General features: G+C 69.9%; 12 protein-coding genes and 2 tRNA genes. 6 read left to right on the top strand and 8 right to left on the bottom strand.

Annotated features, from left to right (window positions below):
- Positions 1-89: 89 nt before the first annotated feature.
- The 3 genes from AORI_RS50700 to AORI_RS50710 all read right to left on the bottom strand — a co-directional run bounded on the left by AORI_RS50700 (position 90) and on the right by AORI_RS50710 (position 2,052).
- Positions 90-1,256, bottom strand: a complete 1,167-nt coding sequence (locus AORI_RS50700) for an ROK family protein (protein WP_016332327.1) — start codon at positions 1,254-1,256, stop codon at positions 90-92.
- A gap of 60 nt (positions 1,257-1,316) precedes the next feature.
- The gene (locus AORI_RS50705; RefSeq protein WP_043848654.1) at positions 1,317-1,757 is read right to left on the bottom strand and encodes a GNAT family N-acetyltransferase; all 441 of its coding nucleotides are present in this window, start codon (positions 1,755-1,757) and stop codon (positions 1,317-1,319) included.
- A 221-nt stretch (positions 1,758-1,978) separates the two neighbouring features.
- Positions 1,979-2,052, bottom strand: a tRNA-Pro gene (locus AORI_RS50710).
- An 84-nt stretch (positions 2,053-2,136) separates the two neighbouring features.
- Here AORI_RS50710 and AORI_RS50715 point away from each other — a divergent pair.
- A tRNA-Gly gene (locus AORI_RS50715) sits at positions 2,137-2,210 on the top strand.
- A gap of 167 nt (positions 2,211-2,377) precedes the next feature.
- Here the strand turns inward: AORI_RS50715 and AORI_RS50720 are convergent.
- Positions 2,378-6,781 carry a HAMP domain-containing protein gene (locus tag AORI_RS50720; protein ID WP_051552888.1) on the bottom strand — a complete coding sequence of 1,468 codons (4,404 nt, stop codon included), beginning with the start codon at positions 6,779-6,781 and terminating at the stop codon, positions 2,378-2,380.
- A gap of 130 nt (positions 6,782-6,911) precedes the next feature.
- On the opposite strand from AORI_RS50720, the gene AORI_RS50725 reads away from it, so the two are divergent.
- A complete protein-coding gene (locus AORI_RS50725; RefSeq protein WP_016332330.1) occupies positions 6,912-8,489 on the top strand; it encodes a SpoIIE family protein phosphatase in 1,578 nt (525 codons plus the stop codon).
- Here AORI_RS50725 and AORI_RS50730 read toward each other — a convergent pair.
- Positions 8,472-9,479: a DNA topoisomerase IB gene (locus AORI_RS50730; RefSeq protein WP_043848655.1), complete on the bottom strand. Its 1,008-nt coding sequence runs from the start codon at positions 9,477-9,479 to the stop codon at positions 8,472-8,474. The two genes, AORI_RS50725 and AORI_RS50730, sit on opposite strands and share 18 nt — an antisense overlap.
- A gap of 97 nt (positions 9,480-9,576) precedes the next feature.
- Between AORI_RS50730 and AORI_RS50735 the strand changes: the two genes are divergently transcribed.
- Both AORI_RS50735 and AORI_RS83855 read left to right on the top strand, forming a co-directional pair.
- On the top strand, positions 9,577-10,119 hold the full coding sequence (locus AORI_RS50735) for a type 1 glutamine amidotransferase domain-containing protein (protein WP_016332332.1): 543 nt from the start codon (positions 9,577-9,579) through the stop codon (positions 10,117-10,119).
- 59 nt (positions 10,120-10,178) lie between these two features.
- Positions 10,179-10,352 (top strand): hypothetical protein, encoded by a 174-nt coding sequence (locus tag AORI_RS83855; RefSeq protein WP_167337765.1) that lies wholly within the window; start codon positions 10,179-10,181, stop codon positions 10,350-10,352.
- Here AORI_RS83855 and AORI_RS50740 read toward each other — a convergent pair.
- Positions 10,345-10,731 (bottom strand): hypothetical protein, encoded by a 387-nt coding sequence (locus AORI_RS50740; RefSeq protein WP_016332333.1) that lies wholly within the window; start codon positions 10,729-10,731, stop codon positions 10,345-10,347. The genes AORI_RS83855 and AORI_RS50740 overlap by 8 nt on opposite strands.
- Positions 10,732-10,779: 48 nt before the next feature.
- Positions 10,780-12,096 carry a serine/threonine-protein kinase gene (locus AORI_RS50745; protein ID WP_016332334.1) on the bottom strand — a complete coding sequence of 439 codons (1,317 nt, stop codon included), beginning with the start codon at positions 12,094-12,096 and terminating at the stop codon, positions 10,780-10,782.
- A gap of 145 nt (positions 12,097-12,241) precedes the next feature.
- On the opposite strand from AORI_RS50745, the gene AORI_RS50750 reads away from it, so the two are divergent.
- Together AORI_RS50750 and AORI_RS50755 are read left to right on the top strand one after the other, a co-directional pair.
- Positions 12,242-13,339 (top strand): sialidase family protein, encoded by a 1,098-nt coding sequence (locus AORI_RS50750; protein WP_081809653.1) that lies wholly within the window; start codon positions 12,242-12,244, stop codon positions 13,337-13,339.
- Between the two features lie 139 nt (positions 13,340-13,478).
- Positions 13,479-14,309 (top strand): SAM-dependent methyltransferase, encoded by an 831-nt coding sequence (locus AORI_RS50755; protein WP_016332336.1) that lies wholly within the window; start codon positions 13,479-13,481, stop codon positions 14,307-14,309.
- A 4-nt stretch (positions 14,310-14,313) separates the two neighbouring features.
- On the opposite strand, the gene AORI_RS50760 is transcribed toward AORI_RS50755, so the two are convergent.
- On the bottom strand, positions 14,314-16,155 hold the full coding sequence (locus AORI_RS50760) for a M48 family metallopeptidase (RefSeq protein WP_228688331.1): 1,842 nt from the start codon (positions 16,153-16,155) through the stop codon (positions 14,314-14,316).
- Positions 16,156-16,163 lie beyond the last annotated feature (8 nt).

A 16,163-nucleotide genomic window follows, 5' to 3' on the forward strand; every position in this document is an offset into this window, starting at 1 on the left:
GTGGGCTCTTTCGTTCGGGTTCGCGTCGTTGAAGACGATTCAACGCAGGCCCGGCGGAGAGCGTCAATTTTGCGATTTAGTGAAGTAACTCAGGAGGCGTCGGCGAGGTCGGTGAAAAGCGGATCATCGTAGAGGGCGTTCAGCATGACCGCCCCGCCCGCCGTCGCGAGCTCGGTACCCGGAAAGCTCGACGCCACAACGTTCTTCTCCGCGTCCTGGCAGATCCAGGACCGCTGGGAGACCTCGTCCCGGATCGTGGAAAGGCAGCCCTCGACGTCGCGTACACTCTGGTCGAGCACGATGAGGATTTCCGGATTCAGCACGTCGAAGAGCAACGCGGCGGCCTGTCCGATGATTCTCGCGCGCTCGTGGAAAAGAGCGACGGCGCTTTTGTTTCCCGATTTCGCCAAATGGAGCACTTCGGTGAAATCCGGTTCTTCGATGATGTGTGCTTCGGCGGCTTTACGGGCGATGGTGCGCTCGGACACCGTCGCTTCGAGGCAGCCGGAACGCCCGCAACGGCAAGGTTCCTCGCTGTCGTCCACCCGAAGATGCGCGACGGCGCCCGCCGCCGAGCGCGGTCCATGATGGACGGTGTCGCCGGTGGCGAAGGCGGCGTCGACCACGTTGCCGGTGAACAACTGCACCACACTGCGGCGCGCTCTCGGTTGCCCCAGCAGGCGTTCGGCGTGGATGAGCGCCCGGGAATGCCCGTCGACGCGGACGTCGAGACCGGTGACCTCCGTGAGCAGATCGCGCAACGGGACCCCGTGCCAGCCGAGCAACCCGTGCTCCACCACCGTTCCCGAGGCTTCGTCGACCCATCCGCCGGTCGCCACCCCCAGCCCCAGCGGCGTCCGCTCCGGTGCGTGCCCGACGAGGAGGTCGTCGAGCAGCTCCGCGATCTGCGCGACCTGCACGGCAGGCTCGGCGCCGTGATGCGGGGCTTCCAGCTGTGCCAGCACTTTCCCGCGCAGATCGAGCAGCCCGACGGTGAGATGGTCGACCGCGACATGCGCTCCGCACACCACGAACCGCTCCGTGTCGAGGTCCAGCGGCACGGACGGCCTGCCGACCGCGCCCGCGACCTCCGGCAGCTCGACGAGGAATCCGCGGCGCAGCAGTTCCGCCACATGCCCCGTGACGGCCGCGGCGCTGAGCCCGGTGCGGCGCGCGATGGTGCTGCGCGCTGTCGCCCCTTCGTCCAGCACCACGCGGAGCACCGCGCTGGCACTGGCGCTCCGCCTGCCGGTCACGGTGCCGATGTTCGCAAGCGGGTGGCGGCGGGCCTAGGGCTCTCACGATCCGGGAGCCGGTCAGGTGGTCAGTTCGCGGAAGAACTTGGCGCTGCGTTCACAACGGTCCTCGTACCCCCGCGCCCGGTAGAAGGCGTGCGCGCCGGTCCGGCGGCGTGAACTGCTGACCTCCATGGCGCCGCAGCCCCACCGCAACGCCTGCTCTTCGGCGGTGGTGATCAGTGCGCGGCCGACCCCGGTACCGCGCTGGGTCTCGTCCACCACCAGGGCCACGATCCGTCCGACGGCCCCTTCCCGCTCGAGGAGCGGGATCGCGACCACCGCGATGACACCGACCACGGTGCCGTCCGATTCGGCGACGAACGCGGCGCCTTCGGGATGGCGGGCCCAGCGTTCGAGCCGGCCGCGCACGTCGGTCTCGGTGTTGTCGGGGTAGCCGAGCTCGGCGAGGAGGGTGGTCACGGCTGGGGCGTCGGTGGCGCGGGCGTGGCGGATCTCCATGATCGCCATCTTGCCCGGACGTGCGATGGCCGCTGACTCGGAGTGAGGGGTGTGTGGAAATAGGGACGTTGAGTGTCCCTATCTCCACACACCCGTCGTGATCGGTCCGGTCACGCGGGACGGTAACCGTCAAAGCGGAGGGTCGCTGACCACGACGCCAACCGTCGAACCGGCACGGTCGAGCCGAAACGCCGGTGAACTCGCAGGTCAAGGACCTAGAGTCGGGATGACAGGATTTGAACCTGCGACCCTCCGCTCCCAAAGCGGATGCGCTACCAAGCTGCGCCACATCCCGTGACTCCCCGATCTTCCCGGGGGGTGTGCGCACAGCCTAGCGGGTCACGCTAAGCTGTTTTCGCACCCGGTACTCCGGGGGCACGCGGGTGTAGCTCAATGGTAGAGCCCTAGTCTTCCAAACTAGCTACGCGGGTTCGATTCCCGTCACCCGCTCCACAGCTCCACATCCGAACCCGTAGGCCTTCTGGCCTGCGGGTTCTTTCGTTGCTGGGGCCAGCGTCCGCACGTCCTGAAGGACACGCGCCAGCAGGGGTCCAGGTGGTCGTGAGTGGCGTTCCGGGTTCTAACCCGAAACGCCACTCACGACCAACCCGGCCAACGCCTCAGTCGGACTCGGCGGGGGCCACGGCCTGCGAGAGCCCGCTGGAAGCGGCATCCGCCTCCAGATGCGCCGCGATCAGGTCCAGCAGCTTGTCCGTGTCGACCGGCTTGGTCACGTAGTCGTCCGCCCCCGAAGCGAGCGTCCGCGCCTTGTCCTCCGCGGTCGCCTTCGCGGTGACGGCGATCACGGGCAGGTCTTCGTGCGCCGCCTCGGCGCGGATCGCGGTGATCGTGGCGTTGCCGTCCAGTTCGGGCATCATCACGTCCATCAGGACGAGCGCGGTGTCCTCGTGCCGTTCCAGCGCCCGGATGCCCGCGACGCCGGTCTCGGCGTAGATGACCTCCAAGCCGTTGCGTTCCAGCACGGCGGCCAGCGCGAAGACGTTGCGCAGGTCGTCGTCGACGATCAGGATCTTCTCGCCGTGGAACCGCTGCGACGGTGGCACCGGGATCACCTGCGGCACGGCCATGATCAGCGGGACACCGCTCGCCGCGGCGGAGGTCGGGACAACCAGGTTCGACGCGCTCACCGGCAGGTACAGGGTGAACGTGCTGCCCTTGCCCGGCTCGCTGCGCACCCGCAGTTCGCCGCCGAGCAGTTCCGTCAGCTGCTGGCTGATCGACAGCCCCAGCCCGGTGCCGCCGTACTTGCGGCTGGTGGTGCCGTCGGCCTGGCGGAACGCGTCGAAGATGATCGCGAGTTTGTCCGGCGCGATCCCGATCCCGGTGTCCTCCACGGCGAACGCGAGGACGCCGGGGGCGTTGCGGAGCGAGTCGGCTTCGACCTCGCCCGGGTCCGCCATCCGGATGTGCAGGCGCACGCCGCCCTCGTCGGTGAACTTCGCCGCGTTGGACAGCAGGTTCCGCAGCACCTGCTGCACGCGGTGTTCGTCGGTGTGGATCGACGACGGCACCGGCGGGTCGATGAGGACGGCGAACTCCAGGCCCTTGTCCGAAGTGAGCGGACGGCAGATCGATTCGACGTACTCGACCAGCTCGGGCAGCGTGACGTCGGACATCTGCAGGTCCAGGTGCCCGGCCTCGACCTTGGCCATGTCGAGGATGTCGTTGATCAGCTGTTGCAGGTCGCTGCCCGCCGAGTAGATCGTCCGCGCGAACTGGACCTGCTTCTCCGACAGGTTCCCGTCCGGGTTCTCCGAGAGCAGTTTCGCGAGGATCAGCGCGCTGTTGAGCGGGGTCCGCAGTTCGTGCGACATGTTCGCCATGAACTCGGACTTGTACTGCGACGCCATGGTCAGCTGCCCGGCACGCTCTTCGAGCTCCTGCCGCGCCTGCTCGATCTCGCTGTTCTTGACCTCGATGTCGCGGTTCTGCTGCGCCAGCAGCGCCGCCTTCTCCGCCAGATCCGTGTTGGACCGGCGCAGTTCCCGTTGCTGCGCCTGCAACTGCTCGGACCGCGCGCGCAGTTCCTGTGCCAGGCGCTGGGATTCCGTCAGCAGCGCCTCGGTGCGCGAGTTGGACTGGATGGTGCTGACGTTGACCGCGATGGTCTCCTTCAGCTGCTCCAGCAGGTCGATGTGCACGGTGCTGAACGCGTTGATGGTCGCCAGTTCCAGCACACCGAGCACCTCGCCCTGGAACAGCACCGGCAGCACGATCACGTTGACCGGCGCGGCCGAACCCAGTCCCGACGAGATGAGCGCGTACTCCGGCGGGGCCTCGTGGACCAGTATCGTGCGCCGGTCGACGGCGGCCTGCCCGATGAGCGATTCGCCGGGGGAGAACCGCAGCCCGGTCTGGGATTTCGCCAGCCCGTAGGTGGCGATGCTCTCCAGGACCACCTCTTCCTGCTCGTCCTCACGGGCGAGGAAGAACGCGCCCTGCTGCGCGGACACCAGCGGCGTCAGCTCGGACAGGATCAGCGACGCCACGGACGCGAGATCGCGGTGACCCTGCATCAGCGCGGACAGCCGCGCGAGGTTGGTCTTGAGCCAGTCCTGCTCGCGGTTCGCCCGGGTGGTCTCCTTCAGGTTCGCGATCATCTGGTTGATGTTGTCCTTGAGTTCGGCCACCTCCCCGGACGCGTCGACGGTGATGTGCCGGGTCAGATCGCCGGCGGTCACCGCGGTGGCCACCTGCGCGATCGCGCGCACCTGAGTGGTCAGGTTCCCGGCCAGCTGGTTCACGCTTTCGGTCAGCCGCGACCACGTGCCCGCGACGCCGGGCACCTCGGCCTGGCCGCCGAGCGTGCCGTCCGTGCCGACCTCGCGGGCGACACGGGTGACTTCGGAGGCGAAGGCCGACAGCTGGTCGACCATCGTGTTGATGGTCGTCTTGAGTTCGAGGATCTCGCCGCGCGCGTCGATGTCGATCTTCTTCGACAGATCGCCCTGCGCCACCGCGGTGGTCACCGTCGCGATGCTCCGCACCTGGCCGGTCAGGTTGTCGGCCATGACGTTCACGTTGTCCGTCAACGCCTTCCACGTGCCCGCCACGTTCGGCACCCGGGCCTGGCCGCCGAGGATGCCTTCCGTACCCACCTCACGGGCGACACGGGTGACCTCGTCGGCGAACGCGCGCAGCGTCTCGACCATGCTGTTGATCGTCTCGGCGAGGACGGCGACCTCGCCCTGCGCGTCGATCGAGATCTTCTTCGACAGGTCGCCGTTCGCCACCGCGGTGGTCACCGTCGCGATGCTCCGCACCTGGTCGGTGAGGTTGGTGGCCATGACGTTGACGTTGTCGGTGAGGTCCTTCCAGGTCCCGGCGACGCCACGCACCTGCGCCTGGCCGCCGAGCTTGCCTTCGGTACCGACCTCGCGCGACACCCGGGTCACTTCGTCGGCGAACGCCGAAAGCTGGTCGACCATGATGTTGACGGTGTTCTTGAGCTCCAGGATCTCGCCGCGCGCGTCGACGATGATCTTCTGGGTCAGGTCGCCCTTCGCGACGGCGGTGGTGACCTGGGCGATGTTCCGGACCTGGTCGGTCAGGTTCTTCGCCATGAAGTTGACGTTGTCGGTCAGGTCCTTCCACGTCCCGGCCACGCCGGGCACCTGCGCCTGGCCGCCGAGCCGCCCGTCGCTGCCGACCTCGCGGGCCACTCGCGTGACCTCGTCGGCGAACGACGAGAGCTGATCGACCATCGTGTTGAGCGTGTTCTTGAGTTCGAGGATCTCGCCCTTGGCGTCGACGGCGATCTTCTGCGACAGATCGCCCTTCGCCACCGCGGTCGCCACCTGGGCGATGTTCCGGACCTGCGCGGTGAGGTTGTTCGCCATGAAGTTGACCGACCCGGTGAGGTCGCGCCACGTCCCGGCGACGCCCGGTACCTGAGCCTGGCCCCCCAGCTGGCCTTCCGTGCCCACCTCGCGCGCGACGCGGGTGACCTCGTCGGCGAACGACGACAGCTGATCGACCATCGTGTTGAGCGTGTTCTTGAGTTCGAGGATCTCGCCCTTGGCGTCGACGTTGATCTTCTGCGAGAGGTCGCCCTTCGCCACCGCCGTGGCCACCTGGGCGATGTTGCGGACCTGGTCGGTCAGGTTGTCCGCCATCAGGTTCACCGAGTCGGTGAGGTCGCGCCACGTACCCGCCGCGCCGGGGACCTGCGCCTGGCCGCCGAGACGCCCTTCGCTACCCACCTCGCGTGACACCCGGGTGACTTCGTCGGCGAACGACGAGAGCTGGTCGACCATGATGTTGACGGTGTTCTTGAGCTCCAGGATCTCGCCGCGCGCGTCGACGTTGATCTTCTGGGTCAGGTCGCCCCGCGCCACCGCGGTGGTCACCTGGGCGATGTTGCGCACCTGGTCGGTCAGGTTGCTGGCCATCACGTTGACGTTGTCGGTGAGATCACGCCAGGTGCCCGCCACCCCCGGGACCTCGGCCTGGCCGCCGAGCCGTCCTTCGGTGGCGATCTCGCGGGCCACTCTGGTGACCTCGGTCGCGAACCGCGAAAGCTGCTTGATCAGGCCGTTGACCGTCTTCGCGACTTCGGCGAACTGACCCTGCAGCGGCCGTCCGCCGACCTCCAGGGGCATCGGCTCGGACAGATCGCCCTCGGCGACCGCGCCGAGGACGCGGTTGAGCTCGGCCGTGGGCCTGCTCACGTCTTCGATCAGCCCGTTGACGACGTCGACCGCGGTGGCCCAGCCGCCGGGGCCGATCTCGGCCGCGACGCGCTCGGTCAGCCTGCCTTCCTTGCCGACCGCCTCGCGGACGCGCAGGAGTTCGGTCACCAGTCGCTGGTTCCGTTCGGCGATGTCGTTGAACGCGCCCGCGAGCTGGGCCGCGAGCCCGTCGCCGTGCGCCACGAGCCGCCGCCGGAAGTTGCCGTCCCCGAGGTCACGAGCCGCCGCGAGCAGGCGTTCCAGGGTCGCTTCGTCCACCTGGCCGCCACCACCTTCCACGGGGATCCGGTCCCTTTGGGAGTGCTGTGTCATCTGTGTCGACCCTCTCCACCACGCATGCCAAGCCATGGTCGTCGCATCAGCGTGCCATGATTCGACCTACACTTCGAGCCAGTCCGCCCGCTCACACTGCGCTACCCGCCAGGCAGGAGGAGGTCCGGGAATGGTGTCACGGCCGGCCCCGGCCTCGACGTCGCTCCCCTCGGAGTCGTCGACGGCGACCAGCGAGGGCGCGCTGCCCGAATCCGGGCGGTTCTGGCGTGAGCTGCTGGAAGACGTCCGTGACGCGGTGCTCGTGCAGGACGTCGGCGGCGCGTTGCGCTGGTCGAATCCCGCCGCCCGCGAGCTGTTCGGCGGCGCCCGCCCGATACTGACCGCCGAAGGCCCCGACGTCGGGCATGTCGAACACACCGGCCGCCGGTTCCCGGCCCGGATCCGGACGCTGCCCGGCGGCTGGCACGCGTGGACGGTGACATCCGCGGTCGCGGCCGACGGCCCGCGCGTGGACGGCTTCCTGGCCGCTTCGGCGCCCCGGCTGGCCTCCGCGCGGGGACGGCACGGGACGGCGAAGGTGATCGCCGAGGTCGCCGCCGCCGAGCTCGCCGATTGCGTGTTCGTGCTGCTGCCGACCACCCGCGGCCGGTGGGAATGGTGGAGCTGCGATCGCCGCACCAACCACGGGCACGGCCGGATCCGCCGGGTTCCGGCCCAGCTCGCGCCGGTGCTCGCCGGCACCTTCGCCTCCACCGAGGAAACCGAGGCGAAGGCCGTCCCGGAGGAGGAGGTCGCGACGCTGCCCGCGATCGTCGCGGAACGGCTCGCCGTCCATCCGTCCGTGACCGTGGTCTCATTGGGCTTCGACGGCGGCGCCGGGGTCACCGGAGCGGTGGTGCTCGGCAGGCGCGGCGCGCCCGCGTTCGGCGAGGACCACTCGCGCGCGGTGACCGAGTTCGCCCGCGCGGCCGGGACGGCCCTGGCGAACGCGCATCGCTACGCCCGCCAGGAAGAGGCCACGCGCGGTCTGGAGACCACGCTGCGCCCGACGCCGCCGCCGGACGTGCGTGGCGTCAAGTTCGACGTCTGGTACGAGCCGTCGAGCGGGCTGCTCGACGTCGGCGGCGACTTCTACGACGTCCTGCCGCGCGAGGACGGCAGCGCGATGTTCGTCCTCGGCGACGTCTGCGGCAAGGGTGCCGAGGCGGCCGCGCTCACCGGCCGGGTCCGGCAGACCCTGGCCGCGCTCGACCTCGTCGAGCACGACAACACGACGTTGCTGAGCCTGCTCAACTCCCTGCTCATCACCGGCGGCAGCGGCCGGTTCGCGACCCTGGTGCTCGGTTCGGTCCTGGCGGGTGACGAGGGGCTCGGTGTCACCCTGGCCTCCGGTGGGCATCCCGCGCCCCTGGTGGTGCGCCGCCGGGGCGGCGTCGAGGAGATCACCCTGCCCGGCACGCTGGTCGGGATCTCGCCGCAGGCCCGGTTCGCCGAGACGGCCATCCGGCTGGGCGAGGGCGACGTCTGCCTGCTCTACACCGACGGCATCACCGAGGCGCGCCATCACGAGCGGCCGTCGGACCTGTTCGGCGACGAGCGGCTGCGTGAACTGCTGGCCGGCTGCCGTGGGATGTCCGGCCGCGAGGTGGTCGCCCGCGTCCGCACCGCGGTGCGGGAATGGCTCGGCAGCGGGACGCACGACGACATCGCCGTCCTCGCCATCGAAGCCTCACGACCCGTTCAGTAGCCGCACCACCGCCCGCTCCACGATTTCGCGCGCCTCGTCGGGATCGGAGATCTTGTCCGCTCGTCGCGCCGCGTGCGCGATCGTCCGGTCCCGGCGGTAGGCGGTGATCACCCGAGGGTCCACATAGGACCGTCGGGCGACGGCGGGCGTGTTGCCGAGTCCTTCGGCGACTTCGGTCATCACGGCCTTCTCGACCCGCTTCAATCCTCTTTCACTGGAAGGCTTTTCGGTCCCCGCGAAAGCCGAAGCGGCCAGGACGGTGGCGTTCCAGGTGCGCAGGTCCTTGGCCGTGAAGCCGTCGCCCGCGAGTTCTTTGAACCGCTCGTTGACGTCTTCGGCCCGCACCTCCTGCCAGCCGCGGCCGTTCCGGTAGGCGAGCAGGCGCACCTCGTCGCCGCGGGCGCGCCGGAGCGAGCGGATCAGCCGGACGAGGCCGTCATCCCGCAGCCGGACCTTCCGCTGGATCCCGCCTTTCGCGGGATAGTCGCAGAGCAGGCACCCTTCGCGGATCGACACGTGCTCGCACAGCAAGGTCGCCACCCCGTGCGTGCCGTTCTCGTCGGCGTAACTTTCGCCGCCGGTCCTGAACACCCCGAGGTCGAGCATGCGGAGCGCGCCGGCGAGCACCCGTTCGCGGGTGAGGCCGCGGGAGTCGAGATCTTCCCGGATCGTCCGGCGGATCCCGGGAAGCCGCCGTGCGAGCGCGAGGACGCGCTCGTGCTTCTCCTCGTCGCGGGCCCGTCGCCATTCTCCGTGGTAGAGATACTGCTTCCGCCCGGCGTCGTCGACCCCGACGGCCTGGATGTGGGCGTTCTCGTGCGGCGAGATCCAGACGCGCCGCCACGCGGGCGGGATCGCCAGCGCCTCGATGCGCTCGATCGTCTCCTCGTCCTTCAGTGGTTCGCCGTCCGGCGTCAGGTAGCCGAAACCCCGGCCTCTTCGCCGCCTCCCGATACCGGGGGACCCCAGATCCGCTCGCCGCAATCGCATGCGCGGCGAATACCCCCGGCGATCGCGGTTCATACCCATGGTTCGGCGAGGCCGCCCCGGGGTAGCCGGGGGCGAACACGACTTCAGGAGGGAACCGATGACGACATCACTGAACGGACGCCGCGTGGCCATCCTCGCCGCGGACGGCGTGGAACAGGTCGAACTGGTCGAACCGCGCAAGGCGGTCACGGACGCCGGGGCGACGGCCGAGCTCGTCTCGCTGGAACCCGGCGAGATCCAGGCCATGAACGGTGACATCGACAAGGCGGACAAGTTCACCGTCGACCGGGTCGTCAAGGACGTCACGGTCGACGACTTCGACGCGCTCGTCCTGCCCGGCGGCACGATGAATCCGGACAATCTGCGCGCCGACGAGGACGCGGTCCGCTTCGTGCGCGACTTCGTGAACAGCGGGAAGCCGGTCGGGGTGATCTGTCACGGGCCGTGGACGCTGGTCGAGGCCGATGTGGTCCGCGGCCGCACGCTCACGTCGTATCCGAGCGTGCGCACCGACATCCGCAACGCCGGCGGCACCGTCGTCGACCAGGAGGTGGTCGACGACAACGGCCTGATCTCCAGCCGGAATCCCGGCGACCTGCCCGCGTTCTGCGCGGCGATCGTGGCCCGATTCGCCGGATAAACGAGTGGCGCGCGTCACAATGATGGGGGATCGTGGTGGGCAGAGGAGGAGGTGCCGCGATGACCGTGCATGCCAGACGCTACGGCCGTTGGTGCCGTGAGCACTTCGAGACGGAGCACGCGCCGGAGCAGCCGTCGGCCGAGACCGAGGCCGCCCCGGAGGTCACCGACCCCCAGGCCGAGCAGGCCCAGGCCGGTGACGCTCCGGAGGCGAGACCGGGCTCGCTCAACTGAGCGGTCGCCGGTACCAGACCCGCTTCGGGCCGGGCAGGCCGATCCGCGAGACCAGATCGGTCACCACGCCGCCGATGATCAGCCACAACAGCGCCGCGAGACCGTCGTTGAACAGCGTCCGGGGTTTGATCCCCTCCGGGGTGAACAGGTTCCGCAGCCCGAGCGAGACCGCTCGCGACCACTGGTCGATCAGCTGCGCGAACCCGTTCCCCGGATTGGCTTCGCCGAACACCAGCAGGATGTGCACGATCAGCACCAGCGCGAAGACCCAGCAGACCGCGTGGACGACGGCGTTGATGATCCGCACGGCGCGGATCCTGGCCGGTGTCTGTTCGACGATTTCTTCCGGTGGCTCGCGCGGGTCGTTGATGTAGCTCATCGCCGTCTCCCATCATCGTCCACTGTGGACACCCGGTCGGGCGGTCGCTCAGCCGGGAGGGCCTGGCCTGCTCTTCGTCGGCGGGCTGGGCCGGGTCTTGCTCGGCTTGCCCGAGGTGCTCTGCCGCTCGCCGGCGGCGGTCGTGTCCCTCGGTGTCGAGGTGGCGCCGGCGCTTTCGGTGGCACCGGACGGATCCCCGGACGCGGGCACGGCTTCGGTCACCACGACGGTGCCGTTGCTCACCTTCGGATCGCGAGTGGCCACCTCGACCGCCTCCGAGGACTGCGGCCCTTGGCCCACCACCGGAATGGAGGAGCCGGTCGCGGCCGGGGGGAGCGGGCCGGCCGGCTGGATCGGCCCTTCACCCGGGGCCTGGTTCATCGCGAGCAGCACCCCGACGGTGATCGCGGCGGCGGGCGCGCTGATGGCGGCGACCACGGCCGCCCGTTTGCGGGTGACCGGCGCGAGGTGGGCGACCTTCGTACCGGTGGAATCCTCCAGCAGGATCCGCGAGATCGCCGCGGCCGTCGGGCGCTGCGACGGCTTCCTCGCCGTCATCCCGCGCAACAACGTCGTCATGGTCGCCGACAGCCCGGCGGGGATCCGCGGTGGCCGGTGCAGCCGTCCGACCGCGGCCTCGACCGGTGTCCCGGTGTACTCCCGTTCCCCGGAGAGGCATTCGAGCAGGACCAAGCCGAGCGAATAGACGTCGGCGGGCGGGCCGACGTTCTCGCCGCGGACCTGTTCGGGCGCCATGTACGCCGCCGTGCCGACGACACCGCCGGTCTCGGTCACCCTGGTCGCGTCGAAGGCGTGCGCCACCCCGAAGTCGCCGATCAGCGGACCGTCTTCGGCGATCAGGATGTTCGCCGGCTTGAGGTCACGGTGGGTGATGCCGTGCGCGTGGACGTGCGCGAGCGCGTCGGCCAGCCGGGCGGCGAGCTCGACGACCTCGTCCTGGGGGAGCGGGCCGGAGCGCAGCCGCTGGGCCAGGTTCGGCCCGTCGACCAGGCGCATCGTGAGGTAGGTGTAGCCGTCGTCGGAGCCCGCGTCGTACAGCGGGACGAGCCCGGGATGCCGGACCGCGCTGAGCGTCTGGATCTCCTGCTGGCGGCGGCGCTCGTCCCGGGTCATCGTGTCGGCGTGGAACAGCTTCAGCGCCACTTCGCGCCGTTCGAGCAGGTCACGGGCGCGGAAGACGCGTGCGGTCGCGCCGCGGCCGAGCAGCTCACCGACCTCGTAGCGGCCGGCGAGTTTGCGCGGAAGATGGTCCGGGTCGTGGACGTTCAGGCTGAACCGGCGTTGAGTGGTCCCGGCATCGGGTTCCTCTTCCTCACCACCAGCACGCGAACCCGCGTCGTCCATCGGGGGTTACCTCCGTCTCACCGGCCGAACGCCGTATACCCGGTCCGGCCCCGGGCGAAACAAGGTTGGGGAGCCTACCGGAGACGACCGAAGGGTTCACCCCGAACGGCGGGCAACCCCGGCGCGGGCGGGACGTCTCGTGGTCATGAAGCCGAACCGGTGGGCCGCGCTCGCCGCCGCCGCACTGACCGCCCTGGCCGTCTTCGCCCCGTCCGCCGTCGCCGATCCACTGGTGCCCAAGGGTTTCGCTCCCGCGTCGACGAGCTGGACCGGACCGTCGCGCGGTTTCGTCCTCGGGTTTTCGCCATGCGGGAAACCGGGATGGTGCGCGTCCCTGCTGTCGACGACCGATGGCGGGAAGCGGTGGCGGCGCGCGGGCGAACCGCCGATCTCGTTGCCGGACAACCACAATCAGGTCAAGCTCACGGTGATCGGCGAGCGTGACGTGTTCCTCTCCGACGGCACCCGGCTGCTCGCGAGCCGCGACGGTGGCGGCAGCTGGGCCGAGGTCAGGCTCGCCGGGGTGCGGGAACCCTTCTATATTTCGAAGATCACCGAAGCCGGCCCTCGGATGTTCGCGATGGTCACCGGTTTCGGCAGCCCGTCGACGACGACGCTGTACGCCGGGATCTCCGGCACACGGCTTCTCCTGCCGGTCCCGGGCTTCACCGTCACCGGCTCCACGACCTACGGCGACATCGCCACGAGTGGCGGGGTCCAGGTGTCGATGGGGGCGGATTACCGCGTCCAGAAGTACTGGACGTCTTCGGACGGCTTGACCTTCGCGACCGCGCCGCCGCCCTGCCCGGCGGACAGTTCGGCTTCGCTGAGCGGAGTCCGGCGGGGACAGGTGCTGGCGTTGTGCAGCGGGGGACCGGGGACGCCGCAGCCGGGGGCGACCGTCCGGCGGCTGTGGCGCGCGCCGAAACTCGGCGGGCAGTTCACCGGAACGGGGCAAGCGCCGACGCTCGGGATCGACCAGAGTTTCAGCGCGGCTTCGCCCACGGCGGCGACCGTCGCGGCGGAAGGCGGCGGCACCGGATTCCTGCACAGCACCGCCGACGGCGGGACGACCTGGACGACCACCGTGCTCAGCGGCCGCGGGGTCTGCCTCAACGATCTGGACTTCCCGGACGAACGGGTCGGCGTGGTCGTGGACGGCCTGCCGGACGCCGAGGGCGGGTCCGCCGTGTACCGCACCACCGATGGCGGACGCACCTGGCGTGAACTCGGCTTCGGGTGATCGTCGCAGGTAGTCAAGGCCCTTGGGGAGGTTCACGAGGGTGCACGCCATGTCGTAATCTGTGTACGGTCCGTCGATGTCGAGGGAGCCGTGGGCACGTTCGCGTGGCCTGTGCGCGGCTGAAGGGTGGAACGTGTCCATGACTTCGGACGAGGTCCGGTCTGTGCCGAGGCGCCCGCTCCCCCTCGACTACAGCAAGCCCAATCTCGCCCGGATGAAGGACGTCCTGCTCGGCGGGCACGACCACTACGAGGTCGACAGGCGCGCCGTCGAAGACCTGCTCGCCCTCGCCCCCGACGCCGCCGCGATGGCCAAGGAATTCCGCGCCTGGGCGAACCGCGTGGTCCGCTTCCTCGCCGACGCCCGCGGTATCGACCAGTTCCTCGATCTGGGCTCCGGGCTGCCCACCGCGGAGAACACCCACCAGGCGGCGCAGCGGTACAACCCGGACGCGCTGGTCGTCTACGTCGACCACGATCCGGTGGTCCAGGCACACGGCCTGGCGTTGCTGGAGGACCACCTCGTCCACGTGAGCGGCGCGGATCTGACCGATCCCGCGCAGACCCTCGCCGATCCGGTGGTCACCGAGCACATCGAACTCGACCGCCCGGTCGCGGTGATCCTGAACTCGGTGCTGCACCACATCGAAGACCTCGGCAAGGCGCGGGCCGTCGTGCGCGCCTACGTCGACGCGATCGCGCCGGGGTCCTACGTGCTGATCACGCACGACTTCACACCCGGTGAGGGCTCGCGTGGCGCGCTCGCCCGGAAGCTCGACGATCTGATGGCAAGCACCGGGCATCGCACGGTGCACCGCGGGCGCGACGAGATCGAGTCGCTGTTCGACGGGCTGGACATCCTCGAGCCCGGCGTGGTGCACCTGCACGAGTGGTGGCCGGAGGGGCCGCGTCTCGCTCCGCTGACGGAGCTGAACCACCTGAGCCTCGGTGGAGTGGGGATCAAGCCTTAAGGCGTCAGGCTTTCAGCGAGGCGAAGAACGCCGTCAGTTCGTCGTGGGCGGCGCCGAAGTCCTCGGTGTTGCCGGTGATCGCCAGTTCCAGCGTCTCGCCGTCGGACAGTTCCAGCGTCAGGTACGTGGTGAGTTTCCGGCGCGGGAAACCGCCCGCGACGATGTCCGGGAACGGGATTCGCCGGGCTCCCGGTTCGGCGCGCAGATCGTCGAGGCCGCGCTCCCGCAGCTTCCGGATCCGCTTGCGATCCGACACGCCGCGCGCCCCGATCAGGCCGGCCAGGCCGCGGCGGAGCAGCACCGAACGCGCCAACGGCAGCAGCACCACTTCGGTGTCGCAGACGATCAGGTCGTAGAGCTTCCGCTTGGCCTTGAGCGCGGTGAACATCCCGAGCATGCGGGCTTCGGCGGGATCCGGTTCCGGCTGCGGCTCCTGTTTGCAGAAGTAGGCGGCGGGCACGCTCAGCAGTTGCAGGTTGTGCACCAGTTCGTCGACCGCGCGCGGGCTGCGCACCGCCGCGCCGACCAGTTCGGTGACGTCGAACGGCTCGCCGTCGCCGAGGCACAGCTCCCAGCCGCCGCCCCAGTTCAGGCGGTGCGCGGCGACGCCGTTGTCGATCATCGCGGCGGTGACGGTGTCGGCGAACAGCTCGGTCAGCAGGTCGAGACCCTCTTCGCGGGACGGCGCACGCAGGGGTTTCGCGAGCGCGTCGGCGTCGCCGTCCCGCAGGACCCGCACGACCTCGCCGATCGTGCCGCGCGGCGCCAGCCTGCTCTCGATCCCGGCCGCGGTCAGCAGCCTCGCGCCCTCCGCCACCGACGCGCGGCCCGCGCGTTTGACGACCTCGTCCCAGTCCGCGCGCGGCCCGACGTCGCGGATCAGTACGTCCAGCTCCGCCTCCGGCACGTCGATCTTCGGCGCGCCCAGCAGCGACCAGCCCGGTCGCGCGTCCGGCTTCACCGGGTTGTCCGGGACTCCCACCAGCGCCGCGATACGCCGCTTCGTGGGCGGATGGCTGTCGTATTTCGAGAGTTCTTCGCCGTCGATGATGTCTTCGGCGTACTCCGCCATCCAGTCCCGCTGGACGGGGTGGTTGAGATACGAACGGAACCCCAGCAGGACCGGGGGAGTGCGCCGCGCCGCCGCGCCTAGCGAGAGGTAGCGCTCGGCGTAGTCCTTCCACAGCGGGCTCAGCGTCGCGACCTTCCGCAGTGCCGCGGCCGCCGTCCGGCTGCCGGCGGCGAGCACGGACGCCTCGTCGGCCTGGAGCTCCTGCCGCCGGTTCGCCGACCGCGCGACCAGCAGGTACAGCTTCGAGTAGGCGGAGAGCAGTGCCCTGGCGGGGCCGCCGTCCAGCCTGTCGACGGTGAAGGCGAGCGTCTGGGTGCCGCGATAGGTCAGCGCGAGCAGGCGGGTGTGGCCGCCGCTGTAGTGGCCGAGTTCGTGCGCGAGGACCGACCGCAGCTCGCTCACGCTCATCGCCGCCAGCAGCGGCAGCCCGATCAGCATCGTGCGGCGGCCCGGCCGCAGACCGAGGAACCGGGCGTCCTCGCTGACCGCCGCGTTGATCTCGCCGATCAGCACGATCTCGTCCGGCGGCCGCGTCTTCACCAGGGCGGCGAGGTCGTCGATCATCTCCCACAACGCGGGATGGGCTTCGCGGTCCAGCCGCGGTCCCTCGATCGGTGGACGCCGTGCCCGCAACGCGCTCATCAGCCCGAAGCCGAGCGCGACCATGATCGCGAGCCCGCCGAGCATGACGTAGGTGCCGATCTTGCCCTGGATCCGCAGGCCCGCCAGCACACTGGCGACACCCACCGCGACGACCACCACTGGGAACGCCACGAGCAGAA

Origin of the sequence: Amycolatopsis keratiniphila, assembly GCF_000400635.2 — a bacterium.
GTDB lineage: Bacteria > Actinomycetota > Actinomycetes > Mycobacteriales > Pseudonocardiaceae > Amycolatopsis > Amycolatopsis keratiniphila.

Bases quoted from the DNA above. Each gene is read 5' to 3' on its own strand.
- AORI_RS50725 (WP_016332330.1), top strand. From the start codon at position 6,912: ATGGTGTCACGGCCGGCCCCGGCCTCGACGTCGCTCCCCTCGGAGTCG.
- AORI_RS50740 (WP_016332333.1), bottom strand. From the start codon at position 10,731: ATGAGCTACATCAACGACCCGCGCGAGCCACCGGAAGAAATCGTCGAA.
- AORI_RS50720 (WP_051552888.1), bottom strand. From the start codon at position 6,781: ATGACACAGCACTCCCAAAGGGACCGGATCCCCGTGGAAGGTGGTGGC.
- AORI_RS50750 (WP_081809653.1), top strand. From the start codon at position 12,242: ATGAAGCCGAACCGGTGGGCCGCGCTCGCCGCCGCCGCACTGACCGCC.
- AORI_RS50735 (WP_016332332.1), top strand. From the start codon at position 9,577: ATGACGACATCACTGAACGGACGCCGCGTGGCCATCCTCGCCGCGGAC.
- AORI_RS50730 (WP_043848655.1), bottom strand. From the start codon at position 9,479: ATGCGATTGCGGCGAGCGGATCTGGGGTCCCCCGGTATCGGGAGGCGG.
- AORI_RS50705 (WP_043848654.1), bottom strand. From the start codon at position 1,757: ATGGAGATCCGCCACGCCCGCGCCACCGACGCCCCAGCCGTGACCACC.
- AORI_RS50745 (WP_016332334.1), bottom strand. From the start codon at position 12,096: ATGGACGACGCGGGTTCGCGTGCTGGTGGTGAGGAAGAGGAACCCGAT.
- AORI_RS83855 (WP_167337765.1), top strand. From the start codon at position 10,179: ATGACCGTGCATGCCAGACGCTACGGCCGTTGGTGCCGTGAGCACTTC.
- AORI_RS50755 (WP_016332336.1), top strand. From the start codon at position 13,479: ATGACTTCGGACGAGGTCCGGTCTGTGCCGAGGCGCCCGCTCCCCCTC.